Source organism: Porticoccus sp. GXU_MW_L64, from assembly GCF_052983295.1.
In genome coordinates this window covers 114,623-137,831 of sequence record NZ_JBRKJK010000007.1, presented here as the reverse complement: position 1 = coordinate 137,831, position 23,209 = coordinate 114,623, and the positions used below count along the sequence as shown (strand labels likewise).

Below are 23,209 nucleotides of genomic sequence, written 5' to 3'. Positions count from 1 at the left end.
TTGCAAATAGTAAGCACTTACTCACACATCCAAATTAGTCACCGCCAATGCATTGGTTTCAATAAAGTCCCTACGCGGTTCCACATGATCCCCCATCAGGCAGGTAAACATCTGGTCGGCGGCGATGGCGTCTTCGATGGTGACTTGCAGCAGACGGCGGTTTTCCTTATCCATTGTGGTTTCCCAGAGTTGGTCCGGATTCATTTCACCCAACCCTTTGTAACGCTGGATGTTATAGCCACGGCTGGATTCTTTCATCAACCAGGTCAGGCCATCGGCAAAAGCGGTGATTTCCTGGGTGCGTTCGCCCCGCTTGACGTAGGCACCGTCTTCCAGCAACCCTTGTAACTCTTTACCCAAGTCAACGATAGCCGCGTACTCACCGCTGGCGATAAAATCTTGGCTGATGCGGTACTGGTGAGGCACACCATGGGCGACAATTTCGATCTGTGGCAGGTACAGGCCTAGCTCGGCATCAGTGTAAACCGTTATATTATAACGGTGACTACCAGCGCCGTTACCGGCATCCACACTTTCCGCCAATTGCTGACACCATGCGGCGATTGCGTTGCTATCTTTCAACATTTCCTCAGAAATAGCTGGCAAATAGACCATACCCTGCAGTATTTCCTGAGGGTATACCCGTGACATTCGGTCGATTATGCCCTGTACTTTGCGATAGTGAGCTACCATGGTTTCCAGAGCTGTGCCGGCGATACCTGGGGCATCGGCGTTAACGTGCAGGCTGGCCCCTTCCATAGCGGAGTTTGTCAGGAAGGCTTCCAGAGCCGCTTCATCTTTGAGGTATTGTTCCTGCTTGCCTTTGCTGATTTTGTACAGTGGCGGCTGGGCAATATAAACGTAACCGCGCTCAATCAACTCGCGCATTTGGCGGAAGAAGAAGGTCAATAGCAAGGTGCGGATGTGAGAGCCATCCACATCCGCATCGGTCATGATCACAATATTGTGGTAGCGGATTTTGTCCGGGTCGAACTCCTGGGCGCCAATTCCGCAACCCAGCGCGGTAATCAAAGTACCCACTTCGGCGCTGGACAGCATTTTGTCGAAGCGCGCTTTCTCCACATTGAGAATCTTGCCTTTGAGGGGCAGAATCGCCTGGGTGCGGCGGTCGCGGCCCTGCTTGGCGGAACCACCGGCGGAATCGCCCTCCACCAGATAGATTTCAGACAACGCCGGGTCTTTCTCCTGGCAGTCTGCCAGCTTGCCCGGCAGACCAGCGATATCCAAAGCACCTTTGCGCCGGGTCATTTCCCGGGCTTTGCGGGCGGCATCACGGGCGCGGGCAGCTTCGATCATTTTGGTGACTACCAGCTTGGCCTCCTGGGGGTTTTCCAACAGGTAATCGGCAAATTTCTCACCCATTTCCTGTTCTACTGCACTTTTTACCTCAGAGCTCACCAGTTTGTCTTTGGTCTGTGAGCTGAACTTCGGGTCGGGGACTTTCACCGAGATAATGGCCGTTAAGCCTTCACGGGCATCATCGCCGGTGGTGTTAACTTTGCTTTTGGCGCCCAAGCCTTCTTTTTCGATGTAGTTGTTGAGGCCACGAGTCAATGCAGCGCGAAAGCCCGCCATATGCGTGCCCCCGTCTCGCTGGGGAATATTGTTGGTGTAGCAGTAAACATTTTCCTGGTAGCTGTCGTTCCACTGCAACGCCACCTCAACACCTATTTCATCTTCTTCCCGCTGGCTGGTGAAGTGAAATACATCGTTTACCGCACTTTTGTTTTTGTTCAGGTATTCCACAAAAGCACTCAAGCCACCTTCGTATTCGTAGGTTTCTTCCTTGCCACTGCGCTCGTCCGCCAAAACGATGCGCACACCAGAGTTAAGGAACGACAGTTCCCGCAAGCGCTTGGCGAGAATGTCGTAGTGGAAGTTGATATTGCTAAAAGTATCCTCAGATGCCCAGAATTGTACTGAGGTACCGGAATCCTGAGTTTCACCGATCACTTTCAGGGGTTCGTCAGGCACACCGTGTCGATACACCTGTTCATGCACCTGTCCGTTACGGCGAATGGTAAGGCGCAGCTTTTTGGAGAGGGCGTTTACCACAGATACACCGACACCGTGCAGGCCGCCGGACACTTTGTAGCTGTTATCGTCGAATTTGCCGCCGGCGTGAAGCACCGTCATAATCACTTCTGCTGCTGACACCCCTTCTTCGTGCACATCGGTAGGAATACCACGGCCATTATCTGATACTGAAACAGATTCGTCTGGGTGAATGGTGACACGGATTTCGCTGCAATGCCCCGCCAGCGCCTCATCGATGGAGTTATCGACAATTTCAAACACCATATGGTGCAGGCCGGTGCCGTCGTCAGTGTCACCGATATACATGCCCGGGCGCTTGCGTACCGCATCCAGACCTTTCAATACTTTGATGCTATCGGAGCCGTAATCCTGTTCTTCGCTCATTCTTACCTTCCAAACGTTTTTTATTGCGGAGAAATAACGCCATGTTCCACGTGGAACATTTTCACTTCACCATCTTGCGGCCAGGCCGCCTGTAAATCTTCTTTAAAGACACCGGTGATAAACACCTGTGCCCCCAATTCATTCAACAGCTGACCCACACGCTGGCGGTGGTAGCTGTCGAGTTCCGCGGGCAGGTCGTCCAACAAATAGACACACTGCTTACCGGTAATTTGGTGGTAAAGGTAGCCCTGAGCAATTCGCAGAGCGCACACTACCGTTTTTATCTGCCCTCGGGAGAGCACTTCCGCAGCCGCTCGACCAGCCACTTTTACTTTCAAATCCGCTCGATGAGCCCCGTAGTTACTGGTGCGACTCTTGCGATCTCGCTCAGTAGATTCTTGCAACACATCAATTAAGGGTCGTTGACTGTCCCAACCAGGGTGGTAGCCAAAACCTAACTCCTTAACCTCGGTGAGGCTTTGCAATATGTCTTGAAACACCGGCTTAAACTGGCTCAGATAAGTTTGGCGACTTTGATCCACCTGCTCACTGAGACGAGTAAACTCCTGATCCCAAACTGACAATTGCTCTGCTGCCCCATCGTCAAGGCGACCGCCTATTCTATCATGTCGCAGCAGTGAATTGCGGTGCTTGAGACAGCGCTGAAAGGCTTTCCACAAGCTCGGATAATCATGTTCCACGTGGAACACTCCCCAATCCAGAAACTGTCGGCGGTTTAACGGCCCACCTTCCAGCAGTTCAAAGCTGTGGCTGTTGAGTAATTGGATGGGCAGCTCCTCCACCAATGAGGCGGCCGTAGGCATCAACTCACCATTCACCTTAAAGCGGAAATCCCCCTTGCGAGTGCGCTGAACACCAATGGTAATGTCCCGCTCACCGACCGGATCATGCAGTTGAGCAAACACCACACAATCTTGCGTGTCATGCTGGATAACCGTACGGATATTGCGGCTGCGAAAAGAACGCCCGCGACCCAGAAGATAGAGCGCTTCCAATAGGGAGGTTTTGCCACTGCCGTTGGTACCGTGAATAAGGTTGGCGCCCGGGCAAAAAGAAAGCTGGATGTGCTCCAGGTTACGCAACCGGTGCACATCCAGCTTTTTGATATACATATTCAAAGATTACAGGCTTGAGGGTACAGGTTGCAGGGAAATCAGATCAGTGTTTTTGAACACCTGTTACCTGCGCCCTGTTACCTTGTTTATAAACGCATGGGCATAACAACATACACACTGTCTTCGTTCTCCGGATCGGCCACCAAAGCCGAACTGTTGGAATCAGACAGGGTAAAGCGGGTGTTATCCCCCGGCAGCACATTGAGCACATCCAGCAGATAGCTGACATTAAAGCCAATTTCCAATTCTTCGCCGTTGTAATTTACGCCGATTTCTTCTTCCGCTTCTTCCTGCTCCGGGTTATTGGCAACGATTTTCAGCAATTCGTTACTGAGCATCAGGCGCACACCACGGTACTTTTCGTTGGAGAGAATCGCCGCACGGCTAAAAGCCTGCTTGAGCCCTGCACGGTCGCCAATAACCTCTTTGGTGCCCCCTTTTGGCAATACTCTTTCGTAGTCAGGGTAAGAGCCATCCACCAGCTTCGAAGTAAAGCGGAAATCATCGCCACCGATACGGACATGGTTGTTGCCCACCACCATCACAATATCGTTGCTTTCCGTCAGTAGGCGAGATAATTCCATCACACCCTTGCGGGGGATAATGGCAGAGATTTTTTCACTGACCTCCGCATCCAGAGGCCGAGTAGACATAGCCAGGCGGTGACCGTCAGTGGCAACCGCCCGCAGCTTGCCACCCTCTGCTTCCCACAACATGCCGTTGAGGTAATAACGCACATCTTGCTGGGCCATGGCAAAGGCGGTGCTGTCGATCAGGTATTTCAATTCAGAAGCGGGCAGCTTTAATTCCAGGCGACCTTCACCTTCGTCCACATTGGGGAAATCGCTGGCGGGCAGAGTGGACAGGGTAAAACGGCTGCGTCCGCTCTGCAGAATGGCGCGGCCATCCTTTTCCGAAAATTTGATTTCCGCACCTTCGGGAAGGGAGCGAACAATATCCATCAGCTTGCGGGCCGGTACCGTAATTTCACCGGAATCGCCATCTTGCTCCAATTCCACATGACCGACAATTTCCACTTCCAGGTCGGTGCCGGTAAGAGACAGGCGCTTGTCATCCAATGCCATCAACACATTGGACAAAACAGGCAGGGTTTGACGGCGTTCTACTACACCCAATACCAACTGCAACGGCTTTAAAAAACTTTCCCTGGATACAGTAAATTTCATAGCGCCCTTCTTTATTAATACCGATGAATTTATAGTTTTTAACAATAATCAAAAAGGGCGGTTACACCCTTCTCCAACCCGCTAATAATAAATCAAGTGGTGAGCAGACGCAGCAGGTGTTTCATATCATCGCGCATTTCGTGGTTGCTCTCCTGCAACTCTTTGATCTTGCGGCAGGCGTGCAATACGGTGGTGTGGTCGCGGCCACTGAAGGCTTCGCCAATTTCCGGCAAGCTGTGGTTGGTGAGTTCCTTGGCCAGAGCCATGGCCACCTGGCGCGGCCGGGCTACCGAGCGGCTGCGGCGCTTGGACAACAAATCCGACATTTTCAGTTTGTAATATTCCGCCACTACCCGCTGAATGTTGTCCACAGTTACCAGCTTGTCCTGCAGGGCCAGCAGGTCTTTGAGAGATTCCCGAATCAGGTCGATGTCGATTGGCTTGCCTGTGAAGTGAGCACTTGCTATTACTCTTTTCAACGCCCCCTCTAGCTCACGGACATTGGAGCGCACTCTCTGAGCAAGAAAAAAGGCCGCCTCAGATGAGAGGTTCATTTTTGCCTGATCCGCTTTTTTCATCAGAATCGCCACCCGGGTTTCCAGTTCCGGGGGCTCTACCGCCACAGTCAGACCCCAACCAAAACGAGACTTGAGGCGCTCCTCCATCTGGTCAATTTCCTTGGGGTAGCGGTCGCAGGTAAGGATCATCTGCTGGCCACCTTCAAGCAGGGCATTAAAGGTGTGGAAAAACTCCTCCTGGGAGCGCTCTTTGCCGGCGAAGAATTGAATATCATCAATCAGCAAGGCATCCACAGAACGGTAAAAACGCTTGAAGTCATTAATGGCATTCAACTGCAACGCTTTGACCATATCCGCCACAAAACGCTCGGAGTGCAGATACACCACCTTGGCGTTGGGTTTTTGCTCCCGCAGGGCATTGCCCACCGCGTGCATCAAGTGGGTTTTACCCAGGCCAACACCACCGTAGATAAACAGCGGGTTATAAGAGCCCCCCGGGTTTTCCGCTACCTGGCGGGCCGCAGCCAAAGCCAGTTGGTTGGACTTACCCTCGACAAAAGACTGAAAAGTGAATGTGGCGTTGATGTTGTTTTTGTGGTGCAAACCACCTTCCACTTCGCGAACATCAATATCCGCCGTTTTGGGTTTACTGGCTGCCGGCTGGCGAACAGCAGACACCATGGACGCCACCGGTCTGGTAGAGGTACTTCCGAGTGAAGTGCTCTCAAGTGAGGTACTTTCAAGTGAGGTGCTTTCAAGCACAGCTTCCGGTGCTTTTTGAGCTGCGGGTCTATCTGCCAACAGAGCAGTTTTGTTGACCCTGGCGGGCACATCAGATTTTTGCAAAGCCACAAAACCCGGTCGCGCGACTGCGCGGGACTCGACCACCACGTCGTAATTTTTTTCACCAACCTGCTGCATCAATTCGCGAATGCGCTGCAAAAACTTGTCCGCCACCCAATCCTGAACAAACCGGTTGGGAGCCAACAAGCGAATGGTGTCGATGGTTTTTGGGCAGGCGGTGGCATCCACCTGCAGCGGTCGTATCCAGGTATTGAATTGCTGATCTGGCAACTCGTCGCGAAGATACCCCTGACATTTATCCCAAAGTAACTGGGCCAACGTCTCCCCCCTTTTTATATAGATTGTTCTGTTATTGATGTTCTTTACAGGATGGATATGAAAGGCGGTAAGCATAGCGCGAGTCGATCCGGTTATCCACACTCAGAAAAATTTATTCCCCAACCACCAAAAAAGTATTTATTCCTTAATTATCAATATCTTATTAAATTTTAATAGTGTAATAATATTCACAGAAAAGCACACAATTACTGATTAAAAAACAACCAACAACTGTGGATAACCTGTGATTAAAGTGTGATTTTACAGAGGATTATTTTCCCCGGATTTGGCCCTTAGGGAAGACCAAAGGGTTAGCTGGTTAGTAACTGCATACCTATATTTTTCTGACTTGCTTTCCTGCAATGGTCATAAAAACAAGCCTTAAGGCTTAAGGCTTAGCAAGTTGGGCGGTGAGCCAAAGCCAGAATTGAAGGCCCGGAGTTGATTTTACCTTTTCAGACCGTATGCGGCATGGATGCCGCATCCGAGCTTACAGGGAAGTATTTACAGCGTGTCTGAAAAGGTAAAATCAACTTCGAGCCGCCACCAGCCCCGAAAGAAACATCTACTTACCAATACAAAAACTACTAAATATCCGCCCCAGCAAATCGTCGCTGGTAAAAGCCCCGGTAATTTCCCCCAGCACCTGCTGCGCCTGGCGCAAATCCTCTGCCAGCAATTCACCGGCTGCTGCCTGATTCAACTGTTGTTGGCCATTGAGCATAAACTCCCGCGCTTTTTCCAAAGCGACAATATGGCGGCGACGAGCAGTAAAGCTGCCCTCCCCCACACCGGAGAATCCCATGCATTGCTTGAGGTGGTCAGTAAGTGTATCGATACCTTCACCCTGGCGAGCGGAAAGACGAATCACCGGGTGGCCCTGATCTTCGCTGACCTCTGTACCTATGCCGGAAATATCCACCTTGTTGAGCACAAAAGTAATATTGTCCCGCTCAGGGTGACGGGCAAAGTAGTCCGGCCAGTTGGCGCGGGTATCCAGTGAGTAATCCTTGCTGCTGTCAATCACAAACAGAATGCGGTCGGCGCTATCGATTTCCTTCCAGGCACGGCGAATACCCTCCTGCTCCACCGCATCATCACTGTCCCGCAAACCGGCAGTATCAATAATGTGCAGCGGCATACCATCCAGGTGTATACGCTCCCGCAACACATCCCGGGTGGTGCCTTCAATATCGGTAACGATGGCACTGTCTTTCCCGGACAGAGCGTTCAATAAACAGGATTTACCAGCGTTGGGCTTGCCGGCAATCACCACCGTCATACCTTCCTGAATCAGCGCCCCTTGTCGAGCTCGGGCAAAAATACTCGCCAACTGATCGAGCAACTCCTGCAAATCCTGACCCACTTTGGAATCGCCGAGAAAATTGATTTCCTCCTCCGGGAAATCGATGGCCGCCTCCACATAAATACGCAGTTGAATCAGCCCATCCGTGAGGCTGTGCACCTGTTGGGAAAATTCGCCCTGTAAAGAGCGCAACGCGCAGCGCGCCGCCTGCTCGGAAGAGGCGTCGATCAAATCCGCAATGGCCTCGGCCTGAGCCAGATCCAACTTGTCATTGAGAAAGGCACGCTCGGAAAATTCCCCTGGCCGTGCCAGGCGAACTCCCAATTCACTGAGAGTACTCAGCAGAGTATCGAGAATTACCGGGCCGCCATGACCCTGCAACTCCAGCACATCTTCGCCGGTAAAGGAATTTGGCCCCGGAAAAAACAACGCCACCCCTTCGTCTATTACCTGACCATCCACATCTTTAAAGCGGGCAAAGGTGGCCATCCTTTCCGCTGGCAGTTTGCCCACAACCCGCTCGGCAATTTCCCGAGTGCGCGGCCCGCTGATGCGAATAATCCCCACCCCTCCGCGGCCTGGGGCAGTAGCAACGGCGGCAATGGTATCGGTGTTGATAATGGCTATATCGGTCATAAAGAGATTTTAGCGGTTTGATGTTGGAGGTTCGATGTTTGACGAAAAAACAGCCCGAGCCAAAAACGCAAAGGGCGGCCACAGCCGCCCTCGTCCAACGTCGAACATCAAACGTTCAACGCTTTACACACCCAGCTTTTTATTCACAAACCAACTCTGGGCAATGGAGAACACATTGTTCACTGTCCAGTACAGCACCAGGCCCGCCGGGAACCACATAAACATAAAGGTAAACATGATGGGCATGATTTTCATGGCGGTAGCCATGCTCGCTTCTGCCGGCTGCGGGTTGAGCTTTTGCTGAATCCACATGGTCAGGCCCATAATCAGCGGCAGAATAAACAGCGGGTCTTTCACCGACAAGTCGGCAATCCACAACCAGTCCGCGTGGCGCAACTCGACACTTTCAAACAGCATGTAATACAGGCCGAGGAAAATCGGCATGGGCAGCAACATGGGCAGGCACCCCCCCATGGGGTTCACACCGTGCTTTTTGTACAGACCCATCATTTCCTGTGACATTTTCTGGCGGTCATCGCCATACAGCTCTTTCAGGCGCTGCATTTCCGGCTGGATTTTGCGCATGCCAGCCATGGAGCGGGCGCTTTTGGCAAACAGCGGGTACATGGGAATGCGCACACACAGGGTCAGTAACAAAATCGCCCAACCCCAGTTGCCGACAAAGTTGTGCAAAAAGTCCAGCAACCAGAACAGCGGTTTGGATATCCACCAGGCCCAACCGTGGTCCACCGTCAAATCCAGATGTTGATGAATGGCTTCAAGGTCCTCGATGATTTTCGGGCCAGCGTAAAAGCGGGTTTTCAAAGTACCACTCTGTCCCGCAGCCACCTGATGCCCTGGCCCCACATAACCCAGTGAGTAGTCGCCGTTGCTCAGACGTCGCAATTTGTAGTTGTTATCTTCATCCTGTTGCGGCACCCAGGCACTCATAAAGTAGTGCTGCAACATGGCCACCCAACCACCGGTGTAGGTCTCATCGAAACGCTTTTCACGAATATCATCAAACGACAGTTTGGTGTAATTTTCCTCCGGGGTCGTGATGGCTGCGCCAACATACGGCTGCATACCAAAACCCGCATCCGAGTCCGGCACACTGGTGTCCCGTTTGATCTGGGCGTAAATATTTGCCTGCCAGTTTTCCGCACTGCGGTTGTCGATCAGGTAATCGATATCCACCAGATAGTCGCCGCGGCGGAAGGTAAAACGCTTGGTGATAGACACATCGCCCTGTTGGTGACTCAGGTCGACAACCAGTTCGTCACCCTGTATGTCATAACGGCTGGAAGCACTGGTAAACAGTGGCCGCACACCACCGCTTTTGTCGGTGCCGTTTTTGCCAATCAAACCACTCTGGGCAATATAGATGTGGCTGCTGGTCTGGTTGAGCAGGATATAGGGGTCGTCCTCATCCAGTTTTTTCAAATACTTGGGTAACGCCACTTTGACAATATCGCCACCCCGGGGGTTGATCAGCATTTCCAGCACATCCGTGTTTACCGAAATCAAGACGCTATTCGCGACTTCGTTTACAGGCTGCACTTGAGGTTGTGAGGAAGATACTGAAGGTACATCGTCACCGGAGGACACAACCTGCTCATTGAGAACATCCGGTGCAGGAGCATCGCTGGGAATATCAACAACGGTACGGGTATCTTCCACCGGCTTGTGTTGCTGCTCAAATTTGTTCCATTCCTGAAACAACATAACCACAACAATGCCTATGCCGCCCAACAGTAAGGTGCGTTGCCAATCCATCTTTAATTCTCAGTATCAGTAAATTCGGGTTTTGGGGAAGTTGCGCTGTTTTTATCGACACCGGGAACCGGGTCGTAGCCACCTTCATGGAAAGGGTGGCATTTTATAAGGCGCCGCCCCGATAGATAAAGCCCTTTTAGAGCGCCGTGCCCTTCAATGGCTTCAATCGCGTATTCAGAACAAGTGGGGTGAAAGCGACAATTGCTGCCCAGCAGCGGACTGACAAAGCGCCGGTAACCACGAATTGGCCCGGTAAGCAGCTTCTTAATCACCTTTTGCCCCCGCCGCCTTTTTGCACAGGCGCCTGAAAGAGCCGTCAAACAGTTTGTGCAGTTGATTGTTGTCCAGCTCTCCAATACCGCGCCGAGCCAGCACGATAATGTCCAGTGATCCAAGTGTCTGTTGCTTGTGGCGAAAGCACTCGCGGGCAATCCGTTTGACCTTGTTGCGGTCTACGGCGTGACGAACGTTCTTTTTGGCGACGACCAGACCCAGGCGCGGGTGGTCGAGAGTATTGGGGGTAGCCAGCAGCAACAGGTGGGAATGGCCAATCTTGTACGCAGCGCCGTCGAAGACTCTTTGGAACTGCTTTGCATTTAGCAGCCGCTTGATACGACTAAAATCACCACCAGAGGGCTTTACGCAGCTTGATTCGTTCACACTGCCGCCCCCGTTGGTGGTTGGCGCAGGCTTGATTAAGCAGCCAGACGCTTGCGGCCTTTGGCGCGACGACGGTTCAGTACCAGGCGACCGTTTTTGGTAGCCATACGAGCGCGAAAACCGTGGGTGCGCTTGCGCTTGATAACGCTGGGTTGGAATGTTCTTTTCATGGCTCAGTACCTATATGAAACAGCCGTGTATAACAACTTTGCAAAGTAATATGTGTTGGGCAACAGACCCAAAGGGCGGGCGATTTTAAACAAAAGGGGTGGGTGAAGCAAATAAAAATTATATTCAGTGTCCGGGGCGATCCAAAGCCAGGTGAAGCCTTTCCAGACACGCTGTAGATACATCCTTGTAAGCTCTTCTGTGGCATCCGTGCCGCAGACGGTCTGGAAAGGCTTCACCTGACTCTGAATCTTCACATCAAATTATCGGAAAATACCCACCCAAACTTGCCGCCCTGTAAGGTCTGAAATCCCCAATACCTTACAGGGCCGCACCACGTAGAGGTGCTGTGATTATCCTGTGAATTGAAACCAGCAAAAACCGGGGATGAAGCTGTGGATAAATGTGGATAAAAATCAACGTTCTGTTCACCTGTGGATAAGGGCACTTTCCATCCACAGCTTTAACAGGGCCTTTCCCCACCCTCTACTGCATTTATCCGCAACCTTTCAAGTTAAGTAAGCCATTGATATAAATTAAAAAAATGGGCTTATCTACAAAAATATGGCACCTTAATAATTACTACTAATATAAAAAACCTCTCTATATAAGAAAGATATATAAATTAATCATGTTCTTTAACGTCAAAAACAAAACTTCCGTATAATTGCCAACCTTTTTAACAGCAGGTGATTGTCATGCGTTATCCTGAGCAGTTCGACGTCATTGTGGTGGGTGGTGGTCATGCGGGCACCGAGGCTTGCCTGGCGGCGGCGCGTATGGGCTGTCGCACCTTGCTGTTGAGCCACAATATCGAAACTCTGGGGCAGATGTCCTGCAACCCGGCCATCGGTGGCATTGGCAAAAGTCATTTGGTGAAAGAAGTGGATGCCCTGGGTGGCGCCATGGCCACCGCCACCGATTTTGGGGGTGTTCAGTTTCGTGTGCTCAATGCCCGCAAAGGGCCGGCGGTGCGCGCTACCCGCGCCCAGGCGGACAGGGCACTGTACAAGGCGGCGATTCGCGAAACTCTGGAAAACCAGCCCAATCTGTCTATCTTTCAGCAGGCGGTGGATGATCTGATTCTGGAGGGTGACCGGGTAATCGGCGCCAAAACCCAGATGGGGTTGTCGTTTTACGCGCAAACTGTGGTGTTGACCGCCGGTACTTTTCTCGGCGGCCAGATTCATGTGGGTATGCAGAATTATTCCGGTGGCCGCGCCGGTGACCCGCCGTCAGTGTCACTGGCCCAGCGCCTGCGGGAGTTGCCGTTGCGGGTGGAGCGCCTGAAAACCGGCACGCCGCCGCGTATCGACGCCCGCAGTGTGGATTTCTCGGTAATGCAGGAGCAGTGGGGTGACACCCCATTGCCGGTGATGTCTTATCTGGGTAGCCGCGAACAGCACCCGCGTCAGCTGTGCTGCTATATCACCCACACCAACGAAACCACCCACGATGTGATTCGCAACGGTCTGGATCGCTCCCCCATGTACAGCGGGGTGATTGAAGGGGTGGGGCCGCGCTATTGCCCCTCCATCGAAGACAAAATCGTGCGCTTTGCGGATAAAAACAGCCACCAGATTTTTGTGGAGCCGGAGGGCCTGAATACCCACGAGCTGTACCCCAATGGCATATCCACCAGTTTGCCCTTTGATGTGCAGCTGGATTTGGTGCGCTCCATTCGCGGTTTTGAAAACGCCCATATCACCCGGCCGGGCTACGCCATCGAGTACGATTTTTTCGATCCCCGGGATTTGCACTACTCACTGGAAAGCAAGTTTATCGGCGGGCTCTACTTTGCTGGCCAGATCAACGGCACCACCGGCTACGAAGAGGCTGCGGCTCAGGGTTTGCTGGCAGGCACCAATGCGGCACTGGCAATTCAGGGTAAAGACCCCTGGTGCCCCCGTCGCGATGAAGCCTATATTGGCGTACTGGTGGACGACCTGATTACCTTGGGCACCAGCGAGCCCTACCGCATGTTCACCAGCCGTGCGGAATACCGCCTGCTGCTGCGGGAGGATAACGCCGATCTGCGCCTGACGGAAAAAGGTCGGGAGCTGGGCCTGGTGGATGACCACCGCTGGCAACAATTCAACCAAAAGCGCGATGCCATTGGTGCCGAACAGGAGCGCCTGAAAAGCACCTGGATTCAGCCGGGCTCTGCCCAGGCTGAGCAATTAAAAGACAAGCTCAGCAGCCCTATGGTGCGCGAATACAACCTGCACGACCTGGTTAAACGCCCGGAGTTGACTTACAGCGATATCGCCGCCTTGAACCCGGAACACAGGGTGCAGGAAGCGGTGGCAGAGCAGGTGGAAATCGACGCCAAATACGCCGGTTATATCGACCGCCAGCAGGAAGATATCGACCGTCTCAAAGCCCAGGAAGATACCGCCATCCCCGATGACTTTGACTACCAGGTGGTGAAAGGGCTTTCCAACGAAGTGAAGCAAAAACTCGGCGAAGCCAGGCCGCAAACCCTGGGGCGCGCAGTGCGTATTCCCGGCGTTACTCCGGCGGCAGCTTCGCTGTTGTTGGTTTACCTGAAGAAGCACTCTGCCAAGCGAAGAAGTGCATGATCGTCGTCATCCTGAGCGCAGCGAAGGATCTCACAGTCCTGAATTACGAGATCCTTCGTCACTGCGCTCCTCAGGATGACAGTGGATAGAAAGGCGCGTAATTAAACTGTTAGACGTTGGATGTTCGACGAAGTGAGATCCGCAGTTTCGTCCAACGTCTAACCTCTAACGTCCAACAACACCGGAATAGCACAAAGTGGAACAGCACCCTCTGGATCATAAGCTTCGCACCGGCGTCGTCGAACTCGGCCTCGAACTCAGCGACCAACAAATCGCCCTGCTCCTGACTTACCTCGACGAACTGCAGCGCTGGAACAAGGCCTATAACCTCACCGCCATTCGCGATCCGGAGCAGATGCTGTGCCTGCATATTCTCGATAGCCTGGCGGCAGCGCCGCTGCTGTGTGGCGATCATTTTGTGGATGTGGGCACCGGCCCGGGCATTCCCGGCATTCCCCTGGCCATCGTATTTCCAGAAAAGACGTTCCAGCTGATTGACAGCAACGGCAAAAAGATGCGCTTTGTGTTTCAGACCCGCCACAAATTGAAGCTGGGCAATGTGGTGGAGCAGCAGACTCGGGTGGAGAAATTTGACGGTCGCCCCGGCGGTTACTGCGGGGTGCTCAGCCGCGCCTTTACCAGCCTGCCGGATATGCTGGAAAAATGCGCGCACCTGGTGGCAGAAAAAGGCCGTTTTTACGCCATGAAGGGCAAGTTGCCCACGGATGAGTTGAGCGCTTTGGAAAAACCCTATAAGGTCGTTGCCTCTCATCCATTGCAGGTGCCCGGTGTCGACGCCGAACGCCACCTGATTGAAATTATTCGGGAATAATTCAGTGAGTCGGACTCTCGCGATTGTTAATCAGAAAGGCGGTGTCGGTAAAACCACCACCAGCGTCAACCTGTCTGCGTCCCTGGCCAGCTTTGGCAAGCGGGTGCTGATGGTGGATATGGACGCCCAGGGCAACGCCACCATGGGTTGCGGTATCGATAAAAACGAACTGGAAGAAACCGTGCTGGATGTGCTTACTGGCGAATCGGAAATCAGCCAGGTCATTCAACCCTGTGAGTCCGGCAAGTTCGATGTGTTGCCCGCCAACGCCGATCTCACCGCCGCCGAGGTGGAACTGCTGTCCGTGGCCAACAAGGAGAGTCGCCTCTACTACGCGCTGCTGAAAGTGCGCGAGCAATACGACTACGTGATTATCGACTGTCCGCCCGCCCTGAGCATGCTTACCATCAACGCGCTCACCGCCAGCCACGGGGTGATTATTCCCATGCAGTGTGAGTATTACGCTCTGGAAGGCTTGTCGGCACTGATGGAAACAGTCCAGCAGATCAACAAAGTGATCAACCCGCACCTGAAAATCGAAGGCATCCTGCGTACCATGTACGACCCGCGCAACAGCCTCACCAATGAAGTCACCACCCAACTGCGCAAGCACTTTGGCGACAAGGTGTATCGGGTGTACATCCCCCGCAATGTGCGTTTGGCAGAGGCGCCCAGTTACGGTGAGCCCGCCATTGTCTACGACAAACACTCCAAGGGGTCGCTGGCCTACATTGGCCTGGCCGGGGAAATTATCAATCGCCACCGGGCAGAGACCCGTCAAACTGTGAGCGCATAAGGGGAAAGGTCATGGTGAAACGCAAACTTGGTCGTGGCCTCGATGCCCTGCTCAGCCCCGAAATCACCCAAACTGTTGTCGAGCAACCCGGTGTGGGTGTGGATATCTCTGCCCCCGCCAGTGGTGATCAACTGAAAAAGCTGCCGGTGGAATTTCTGCAGCGGGGCAAATATCAGCCGCGCCGGGATATGCACCCGGAGGCGTTGGAAGAGCTGGCCAATTCCATTCGCGCCCAGGGCATTATGCAGCCCATCGTGGTGCGCCCCATCGGTGACAACCGCTACGAAATCATTGCCGGTGAGCGCCGCTGGCGCGCCGCGCAGATGGCGGAGCTGGCGGAAGTGCCTACCCTGATCAAGGATGTGCCGGACGAAACCGCCATCGCCATGGCGCTGATCGAGAATATCCAGCGGGAAGACCTCAACGCCATCGAAGAAGCTCAGGCACTGATTCGCCTGCAAAACGAATTTGAACTCACCCAGCAGGAAGTGGCTACCGCGGTGGGTAAATCCCGCACCGCCGTCACCAACCTGATGCGGCTGATGGCCCTGGAAGAAGAACCCCGCCGCCTGCTGGAACACGGCGATCTGGAAATGGGTCACGCTCGTGCCCTGTTGGGCATCAAAGGCGGTCAGCAAATCGAAGCGGCGCGGGCAGTGGTGGCCAAGGGGATGACCGTGCGTCAGGCAGAGGCACTGGTACGCCGCCTGCAGGAGCAGGGTTCCGCAGAAAAACAGTCGCCCTCAGTCAGCCCGGATATTGTGCGCTTGCAGGACAAGCTGTCGGATCAGGTGGGCGTACCGGTAATGGTGCAGCACAGCGCCAAAGGCAAGGGCAAACTGGTGTTCAAGTACAACAGTCTGGATGAATTGGACGGCATACTTGCCCATATAAAGTGATGCCCATATAAAATAAGGTCATAACGGCACTTCTAAAAATGCACTATTTCCGCGATGGCGTCGCTGGCGCTTAATCCTTTCAACAAAAAGCCAACATGTTTCTACGGTTCTGAAAAATCATTTACTGACGATAACGTCAAAACAAGCGTCATCCCCGCGCAGGCGGGGATCCATATGAGATATGGCACCAAAACTTTGCAATACGGTGGTTTCTGGATTTCCGCCTGCGCAGGAATGACGGGTCAGGAGGTTTTAAGCCCGATTGACCTGATAAAGATAACCACAAACATTGAACTGCAACCTTGAACTACCTATAATTGCGCCGCCCAGACCGGCCCTCCCGTGGCCGGTTTGATTGTTGTAAAAAGTGAAAGGCTTCACAGGAGCTGGCATATGGCCCAGATTGCGCCCCCGCCGGTTCATCGAGTCGCCTGGATCCAGTTGTTGATTTTAGCCTTGTTGTCGCTGGCAGTTTTGCCTGTCGACAGCAGGCTGGCAGCGTCTGCTGCCGTAGGGGGGTTGATTCAGATAATCCCCCACGCCTGGTTTACCCGCCAGGCCTATCGCTACACAGGTGCCCGCCAGGTGCGGAATATTGTGAATGCGATGTACCGGGGGGAGAGCGGCAAGATTCTGTTGAGTGCGGCGCTATTTGCAGTAGTGTTCAAGCGCTTTGAATGGGTTGAGCCGGTTGCTTTGTTTACCTCCTTTGGTGCCATGATTTTTGTGCAGCTGTTTGTTACGGCAAAAGTGATAAACGGCGCTCGATAAGACCATAAAGACGTGCGAGAGATTTGATGGCTGGCGAAAACCCGACCACGAAAGAATACATCGAACACCACCTGACCAACCTGGTTTACGGTCGTCACCCGGACGGCAGCTGGGGGTTTGCACACTCCACCGAAGAAGTAAAAGAAATGGGCTTTATGGCTATCCATATGGATTCCATGATGTGGTCCATCGGCCTCGGAGTTATCTTTTTGCTGGTTTTTCGCGCCGCTGCCAAAAAAGCCACAACCGGCATCCCCGGCGGTTTGCAGAATATGGTGGAATGGTGTGTTGAATTTATCTCCGGTCTGGTGAAAGACACTTTTCACGGCCGCAACAAGATGGTGGCTCCGCTGGCATTGACCATCTTTGTGTGGGTGTTCCTGATGAACTTGATGGATTTGATCCCGGTGGATCTGATTCCCGCTGCGCTGGCGGCCATGGGGGTTCACTTCCAGAAGATCGTGCCCTCCACAGACCCCAATGTCACCCTGGGTATGGCCATCGGTGTGTTTATCCTGATGTTGTTCTACGGCATCAAAATCAAGGGCTTCGGGTTTGTCAAAGAACTCACCATGCACCCTTTCAACCACTGGGCGTTTATTCCCATCAACCTGTTTATGGAACTGCTGGGCCTGTTGGCCAAGCCGTTCTCTCTGGGTTTGCGACTGTTCGGCAACATGTACGCCGGTGAGATGATCTTTATCCTGATCGCCCTGATGTTCACCGGTGCCATGGGTGCCGGTGCCTTTGGTGGCGGCCTGCAAAGCCTGTTTGGTGACAGTTTTGTGCTGGCGTACTGGATCACTGTACTGGTGGTGGTAATTTTCACCTGCTGGCTGAACATGAAAGGCAAGCTCAGCACCGGCAAAACCATTTTGTTGTTGATGGTTGAACTGGCGGTGGCCGGCGGTATGAGCCTGCTGGCCGGTGGCTTTATGCAGTGGGGCTGGGCGGTATTCCATATTCTGGTTATTACTCTGCAGGCCTTTATTTTTACCGTGCTGACGGTGGTTTACCTCAGCATGGCTCACGAGGATCACTGATCCTTACTGTGCTTTTGTAAGTAAGAACGAAGTTTATTTTTGACCTTAAAACTACCTTTAAAAACTAGGAGAAAGTCATGTTGTTGATCGCAGCTGCAATTATGTTGGGTCTGGGTGCACTGGGTGCTGCCGTTGGTATGGGCCTGCTGGGTGGTAAGCTGATTGAAGGCACCGCGCGTCAGCCCGAACTTGGACCCATGCTGCAGGGCAAGATGTTCCTGCTGGCCGGCCTGATCGACGCTATCCCCATTATCGGTGTTGGTATCGCTCTGATGCTGATCTTCGCTGGTGACCCCAACGCTGCTGCCTAAGCACAGTAATATTGGAAGCGACGATTTAATGTTTACTGAAACGAGGGTACTGGCGTGATTAACCTGACAATGTTTTGCCAGGTGATTGTGTTCGCAATCTTTGTGTGGTTCTGCATGAAGACTGTGTGGCCAGCAATCATCAATGCCTTGGAAGAGCGCAAGAAAAAGATCGAAGAAGGACTGGAAGCGGCCGACCGCGCCAGTCGCGATCTGGAACTGGCGCAAAACAAGGCGGCCGATCAGATGAAAGAAGCCAAGCAAGAAGCGGCGGGCATCATCGAGCAGGCCAACAAGCGGGCTAACCAGATCGTAGACGAGGCTAAAGAGCAGGCCATCGCTGAAGGCAACCGCCTGAAAGCTGCCGCTCAAGCCGAGATCGATCAGGAAATAAACCGCGCCAAAGAAGAGCTGCGCGGCAAAGTGGCCACGCTCGCCGTTCAGGGTGCCGAGAAAATTCTCGAAACCCAGATCGACGAGAACGCCAACCGCGACATGCTCGACAAACTGGCAGCGCAGCTGTAAACGAGGTTTGATATGGCTGAACTGAGCACTCTGGCACGGCCCTACGCAAAAGCGGCGTTTAAACACGCAGTGGATGCCGGCGCACTGCAAGACTGGTCGACAATGCTGGCTACCGCTGCGGCGGTATCCCTGCACGATGCGGTGGAGCGCCTGCTGTCTTCACCCACTCACACCGCGGCGCAACAGGCCGAAACAGTGATCGATATTTGTGGCGATACCCTCGACGAGAGCGGTCGCAACTTTGTCCACACATTGTCAGCCAACCGCCGTCTGCCCCTGCTGGCGGAAGTCAGCAGCCAGTTTGAAGTGTTAAAAGCGGGCCTGGAAAAAAATCTGGCGGTGGAGGTCACATCCGCCAGTGAAGTCAGCCCACAACAGCAAGACACACTGGCAGCGGCACTGAAATCGCGCCTGGGCCACGATGTTACCCTGCAGGTGGAAGTGGACAATAGTCTGTTGGGCGGCGCGGTAATTCGCGCCGGAGATACCGTGCTCGACGGTTCCGTTCGCGGCCGTCTGGCGAAGCTCGCCGAAGCGTTAAATTCCTGAGATCGAGGAACTGCACATGCAGCAACTGAATCCATCCGAAATCAGCGACATCATCAAACAGCGCATAGAAAGCCTGGATGTCGCCACCGAAGCCCAGAATGAGGGCACCATTGTTTCCGTCTCTGACGGTATCGTTCGCATCCACGGCCTGGCCGATGTGATGTATGGCGAGATGATTGAATTTGAAAACGGCAGCTACGGCATGGCCCTCAACCTGGAGCGCGACTCCGTGGGTGCGGTTGTGCTGGGTGACTACCTGGGCCTGGCGGAAGGCCAGAAAGCCAAGTGCACCAGCCGTATTCTGGAAGTGCCGGTTGGCCCCGAATTGGAAGGCCGTGTGGTTGACGCACTGGGTACCCCAATTGACGGCAAAGGCCCTATCGAAGCTGCGGTTAGCTCTCCGGTTGAGCGCATCGCTCCCGGTGTAATTGACCGTCAGTCTGTTGACCAGCCCCTGCAAACCGGTCTGAAGTCCGTTGACTCCATGATCCCCATTGGTCGCGGCCAGCGCGAGTTGATTATTGGTGACCGTCAGGTGGGTAAGTCCGCCATTGCCATCGACACCATCATCAACCAGAAGAACACAGGCATCAAGTGTATCTATGTGGCGGTTGGCCAGAAGCAGTCCACCATTGCCAATGTGGTGCGCAAACTGGAAGAGCACGGCGCCATGGACCACACCATTGTGGTTGCTGCCGGTGCTGCCGACCCCGCGTCCATGCAGTTCCTGGCGCCTTACGCCGGTTGTGCCATGGGTGAGTACTACCGTGACCGCGGTGAAGACGCCTTGATCATCTACGATGATCTCACCAAACAAGCCTGGGGCTATCGCCAGATCTCCCTGCTGCTGCGTCGTCCACCGGGCCGTGAAGCCTACCCCGGTGACGTGTTCTATCTGCACAGTCGCCTGTTGGAGCGCGCCGCTCGCGTTAATGCCGATTACGTTGAAAAATTTACCAACGGCGAAGTGAAAGGCAAAACCGGTTCTTTGACCGCTCTGCCGATTATTGAAACCCAGGCCGGTGACGTATCTGCGTTTGTACCCACCAACGTGATCTCCATTACCGATGGTCAGATCTTCCTGGAAGCGGACATGTTCAACGCCGGTATTCGCCCTGCGATCAACGCCGGTATCTCCGTATCCCGGGTAGGTGGTGCCGCGCAGACCAAAGTGATCAAAAAGCTCGGCGGTGGTATTCGTCTGGCCCTGGCCCAGTACCGTGAACTGGCGGCATTCTCCCAGTTTGCCTCCGACCTGGACGACGCCACCCGCGCCCAGCTGGAGCACGGTCAGCGCGTTGTTGAGCTGATGAAACAGAAGCAGTTCTCGCCGCTGAGCATTGCCGAAACCGCCGTGGTTCTGTACGCCGCCAACGAAGGCTACCTGAAAGAAGTAGACGTAGCCAAAGTGGGTGACTTCGAAGCCTCCCTGCTCTCTTACATGAAAGCGGAGCACGCAGAGCTGATGAAGCAGGTTGACGACACAGGTGATTACAACAACGACATCGCCGCCAGCTTTAAAGCGGCGCTGGACAAGTTTGTAGCGACCCAAACCTGGTAAAACTGTTTTCGGGCTGGGCGAAAGCCCAGCCTATTCAGGACTACATTATGGCAGTCGGAAAAGAAGTAAAAACCAAAATAGCCAGTGTGCAGAGCACACAGAAGATCACCAGCGCTATGGAACTGGTGGCGGCGAGTAAAATGCGTCGCGCCCAGGATCGCATGAAACTGGGCAAGCCCTACGCCCAGCGCATTCGCTCGGTAATTGGCCACATCGCCAACGCCACCCCGGAGTATCGCCACCAGTATTTGGTGGAGCGCGAGGTGAAGCGCGTTGGCTTTATTGTGGTATCCACCGATCGCGGTCTCTGTGGCGGCCTGAACATCAACCTGTTCAAAGCCACCATCAAGGCCATGAAGGAGTGGAACGACAAAGACGTTGAAGTGGACCTGTGCGTGGTGGGCAACAAGGCCACTGCTTTCTTCGGCAGCATGAACGGCAACATCACCGCCGCAGTGACCGACCTGGGCGATGAGCCCTCCGCCGCTGATCTGCTGTCCAGCGTCAAGGTTACTCTGGATGCGTTTGACGAAGGCAAAATTGATCGCCTGTTTCTGGTGAGCAACGAATTCGTCAACACCATGACCCAGAAGCCGGAAGTGGCGCAGCTGTTGCCTCTGCAGGCCGCCGACGAGGAAGAACTGAAACACCACTGGGACTATATCTACGAGCCGGACGCCAAAGACCTGCTGGATGGCCTTCTGGTGCGCTATGTGGAATCTCAGGTATTTCAGGCGGTGGTAGAAAACAAAGCCTGTGAACAGGCGGCGCGGATGCTGGCCATGAAAAACGCCACCGACAACGCCGGCAACATGATCGACGAATTGCAACTGCTGTACAACAAAGCTCGCCAGGCAGCCATTACCCAGGAGCTGTCGGAAATTGTCGGCGGCGCGGCAGCGGTTTAAACGCAAACTTGTGTCATTCCCGCGAAGGCGGAAATGACGAAAGAAAGAATTGAATTTAGAGCTCTTATATAGAGGAACGTGCAAATGAGTAGCGGACGTATCGTACAAATTATCGGCGCCGTGATCGATGTGGAATTCCCCCGCGATCAGGTACCGAATGTTTATGACGCCCTGACCGTTGAAAGCAAAGACCTGACCCTGGAGGTTCAGCAGCAACTGGGCGACGGTGTGGTTCGCGCCATTGCCATGGGCTCCTCCGAAGGTGTCAGCCGCGGTCTGGCGGTTGCCAACACCAACGCGCCGGTGAAAGTGCCTGTGGGCACCGAAACCCTGGGTCGCATTATGGATGTACTGGGCAACCCCATCGACGAATGCGGCGACATCGGCGAGCAAGAGCGCATGCCGATTCACCGCAAAGCACCCACTTACGCGGAACAATCCGCCACCAACGAACTGCTGGAAACCGGTATCAAGGTAATCGACCTGGTTTGCCCGTTCGCCAAGGGTGGTAAGGTTGGTCTGTTCGGTGGTGCCGGTGTGGGCAAAACCGTAAACATGATGGAGCTGATCAACAACATCGCCAAAGAGCACAGCGGTTTGTCCGTGTTTGCCGGTGTGGGTGAGCGTACTCGTGAAGGTAACGACTTCTACTACGAAATGAAGGAGTCCAACGTTCTCGACAAAGTGGCCATGGTATACGGCCAGATGAACGAGCCCCCTGGAAACCGTCTGCGCGTGGCCCTGACCGGCCTGACCATGGCGGAAAAATTCCGTGACGAAGGCAAAGACGTACTGTTGTTTATCGACAACATTTACCGTTATACCCTGGCGGGAACAGAAGTATCTGCACTGTTGGGCCGCATGCCTTCTGCGGTGGGTTATCAGCCCACACTGGCGGAAGAAATGGGCGCCCTGCAAGAGCGTATTACTTCCACCAAAGCGGGCTCCATTACCTCTATTCAGGCGGTATACGTACCGGCGGATGACTTGACTGACCCGTCCCCTGCCACCACCTTCTCTCACCTGGATGCCACCGTTGTATTGAGCCGTGATATCGCTGCCAAGGGTATCTACCCGGCGGTAGACCCGCTGGATTCCACCTCTCGTCAGCTGGACCCGCTGGTGGTTGGCACCGAGCACTACGAAGTGGCCCGCGGCGTACAGTCTGTGCTGCAGCGCTATAAAGAGCTGAAAGACATTATCGCCATCCTCGGTATGGACGAGCTGTCTGAAGAAGACAAGCAAGTGGTTGCCCGGGCCCGTAAGGTTGAACGCTTCCTGTCCCAGCCGTTCCACGTGGCAGAAGTATTCACCGGTTCCCCCGGTAAATACGTGTCTCTGAAAGAGACCATTGCCAGCTTCAAAGCGATTCTGGGCGGCGACTACGACCACCTGCCGGAGCAGGCCTTCTACATGGTGGGCGGCATCGAAGAAGCGGTTGAAAACGCCAAGAACCTGTAACTGACTGAGAACGAGGCCTGAAT

At 53.8% G+C, this 23,209-nt stretch carries 22 protein-coding genes; 13 read left to right on the top strand and 9 right to left on the bottom strand.

All coding sequences use genetic code 11. From position 1 onward, the window contains the following. Nucleotides 1–21 precede the first annotated feature (21 nt). The 9 genes from gyrB to rpmH all read right to left on the bottom strand — a co-directional run bounded on the left by gyrB (nt 22) and on the right by rpmH (nt 10,953). Nucleotides 22–2,442 (bottom strand): DNA topoisomerase (ATP-hydrolyzing) subunit B, encoded by a 2,421-nt coding sequence (gene gyrB / locus ACVBEJ_RS07220; protein WP_447128941.1) that lies wholly within the window; start codon nt 2,440–2,442, stop codon nt 22–24. 20 nt (nt 2,443–2,462) lie between these two features. Next, on the bottom strand, nt 2,463–3,575 hold the full coding sequence (gene recF / locus ACVBEJ_RS07215) for a DNA replication/repair protein RecF (RefSeq protein ID WP_447128940.1): 1,113 nt from the start codon (nt 3,573–3,575) through the stop codon (nt 2,463–2,465). A gap of 89 nt (nt 3,576–3,664) precedes the next feature. Further along, entirely contained in the window at nt 3,665–4,765 is a 1,101-nt protein-coding gene (dnaN, locus tag ACVBEJ_RS07210; protein WP_447128939.1) for a DNA polymerase III subunit beta, read from the bottom strand. Nucleotides 4,766–4,857: 92 nt separating this feature from the next. After that, on the bottom strand, nt 4,858–6,405 hold the full coding sequence (dnaA, locus tag ACVBEJ_RS07205; protein ID WP_447128938.1) for a chromosomal replication initiator protein DnaA: 1,548 nt from the start codon (nt 6,403–6,405) through the stop codon (nt 4,858–4,860). A 565-nt stretch (nt 6,406–6,970) separates the two neighbouring features. Further along, nucleotides 6,971–8,347 carry a tRNA uridine-5-carboxymethylaminomethyl(34) synthesis GTPase MnmE gene (mnmE, locus tag ACVBEJ_RS07200; RefSeq protein WP_447128937.1) on the bottom strand — a complete coding sequence of 459 codons (1,377 nt, stop codon included), beginning with the start codon at nt 8,345–8,347 and terminating at the stop codon, nt 6,971–6,973. Between the two features lie 123 nt (nt 8,348–8,470). After that, nucleotides 8,471–10,123, bottom strand: a complete 1,653-nt coding sequence (gene yidC / locus ACVBEJ_RS07195; protein WP_447128936.1) for a membrane protein insertase YidC — start codon at nt 10,121–10,123, stop codon at nt 8,471–8,473. Nucleotides 10,124–10,125: 2 nt separating this feature from the next. Beyond that, nucleotides 10,126–10,395, bottom strand: coding sequence for a membrane protein insertion efficiency factor YidD (gene yidD, locus ACVBEJ_RS07190; protein WP_447128935.1), 270 nt, complete (start codon nt 10,393–10,395; stop codon nt 10,126–10,128). Next, nucleotides 10,388–10,783 carry a ribonuclease P protein component gene (gene rnpA / locus ACVBEJ_RS07185; protein WP_447128934.1) on the bottom strand — a complete coding sequence of 132 codons (396 nt, stop codon included), beginning with the start codon at nt 10,781–10,783 and terminating at the stop codon, nt 10,388–10,390. Before rnpA ends, yidD begins: the two co-directional genes overlap by 8 nt. A 35-nt stretch (nt 10,784–10,818) precedes the next feature. Continuing rightward, nucleotides 10,819–10,953, bottom strand: coding sequence for a 50S ribosomal protein L34 (rpmH, locus tag ACVBEJ_RS07180; protein WP_289152645.1), 135 nt, complete (start codon nt 10,951–10,953; stop codon nt 10,819–10,821). Nucleotides 10,954–11,649: 696 nt separating this feature from the next. Between rpmH and mnmG the strand changes: the two genes are divergently transcribed. The 13 genes from mnmG (at nt 11,650) to atpD (ending at nt 23,186) form a co-directional block, all read left to right on the top strand. Beyond that, nucleotides 11,650–13,533, top strand: coding sequence for a tRNA uridine-5-carboxymethylaminomethyl(34) synthesis enzyme MnmG (gene mnmG, locus ACVBEJ_RS07175; protein WP_447128933.1), 1,884 nt, complete (start codon nt 11,650–11,652; stop codon nt 13,531–13,533). Between the two features lie 196 nt (nt 13,534–13,729). Then, entirely contained in the window at nt 13,730–14,365 is a 636-nt protein-coding gene (gene rsmG, locus ACVBEJ_RS07170) for a 16S rRNA (guanine(527)-N(7))-methyltransferase RsmG (RefSeq protein WP_447128932.1), read from the top strand. Between the two features lie 4 nt (nt 14,366–14,369). After that, nucleotides 14,370–15,161 carry a ParA family protein gene (locus tag ACVBEJ_RS07165; RefSeq protein WP_447128931.1) on the top strand — a complete coding sequence of 264 codons (792 nt, stop codon included), beginning with the start codon at nt 14,370–14,372 and terminating at the stop codon, nt 15,159–15,161. 11 nt (nt 15,162–15,172) lie between these two features. After that, nucleotides 15,173–16,060, top strand: coding sequence for a ParB/RepB/Spo0J family partition protein (locus ACVBEJ_RS07160; RefSeq protein ID WP_447128930.1), 888 nt, complete (start codon nt 15,173–15,175; stop codon nt 16,058–16,060). A gap of 54 nt (nt 16,061–16,114) precedes the next feature. Then, nucleotides 16,115–16,366: a hypothetical protein gene (locus tag ACVBEJ_RS07155; RefSeq protein WP_447128929.1), complete on the top strand. Its 252-nt coding sequence runs from the start codon at nt 16,115–16,117 to the stop codon at nt 16,364–16,366. Nucleotides 16,367–16,453: 87 nt separating this feature from the next. After that, a complete protein-coding gene (locus tag ACVBEJ_RS07150; RefSeq protein ID WP_447128928.1) occupies nt 16,454–16,831 on the top strand; it encodes an ATP synthase subunit I in 378 nt (125 codons plus the stop codon). 26 nt (nt 16,832–16,857) lie between these two features. Further along, nucleotides 16,858–17,874, top strand: coding sequence for a F0F1 ATP synthase subunit A (atpB, locus tag ACVBEJ_RS07145; RefSeq protein WP_447128927.1), 1,017 nt, complete (start codon nt 16,858–16,860; stop codon nt 17,872–17,874). Between the two features lie 77 nt (nt 17,875–17,951). After that, nucleotides 17,952–18,185, top strand: a complete 234-nt coding sequence (gene atpE, locus ACVBEJ_RS07140; RefSeq protein ID WP_447128926.1) for a F0F1 ATP synthase subunit C — start codon at nt 17,952–17,954, stop codon at nt 18,183–18,185. A 69-nt stretch (nt 18,186–18,254) separates the two neighbouring features. Further along, nucleotides 18,255–18,707 carry a F0F1 ATP synthase subunit B gene (locus tag ACVBEJ_RS07135; protein WP_447129036.1) on the top strand — a complete coding sequence of 151 codons (453 nt, stop codon included), beginning with the start codon at nt 18,255–18,257 and terminating at the stop codon, nt 18,705–18,707. A 12-nt stretch (nt 18,708–18,719) separates the two neighbouring features. After that, nucleotides 18,720–19,256: a F0F1 ATP synthase subunit delta gene (locus tag ACVBEJ_RS07130; RefSeq protein ID WP_447128925.1), complete on the top strand. Its 537-nt coding sequence runs from the start codon at nt 18,720–18,722 to the stop codon at nt 19,254–19,256. A 16-nt stretch (nt 19,257–19,272) separates the two neighbouring features. Then, entirely contained in the window at nt 19,273–20,817 is a 1,545-nt protein-coding gene (gene atpA, locus ACVBEJ_RS07125; RefSeq protein WP_447128924.1) for a F0F1 ATP synthase subunit alpha, read from the top strand. A gap of 47 nt (nt 20,818–20,864) precedes the next feature. Continuing rightward, nucleotides 20,865–21,725, top strand: a complete 861-nt coding sequence (gene atpG, locus ACVBEJ_RS07120; protein ID WP_447128923.1) for a F0F1 ATP synthase subunit gamma — start codon at nt 20,865–20,867, stop codon at nt 21,723–21,725. Between the two features lie 84 nt (nt 21,726–21,809). Continuing rightward, nucleotides 21,810–23,186 (top strand): F0F1 ATP synthase subunit beta, encoded by a 1,377-nt coding sequence (gene atpD / locus ACVBEJ_RS07115; RefSeq protein ID WP_447128922.1) that lies wholly within the window; start codon nt 21,810–21,812, stop codon nt 23,184–23,186. Nucleotides 23,187–23,209 lie beyond the last annotated feature (23 nt).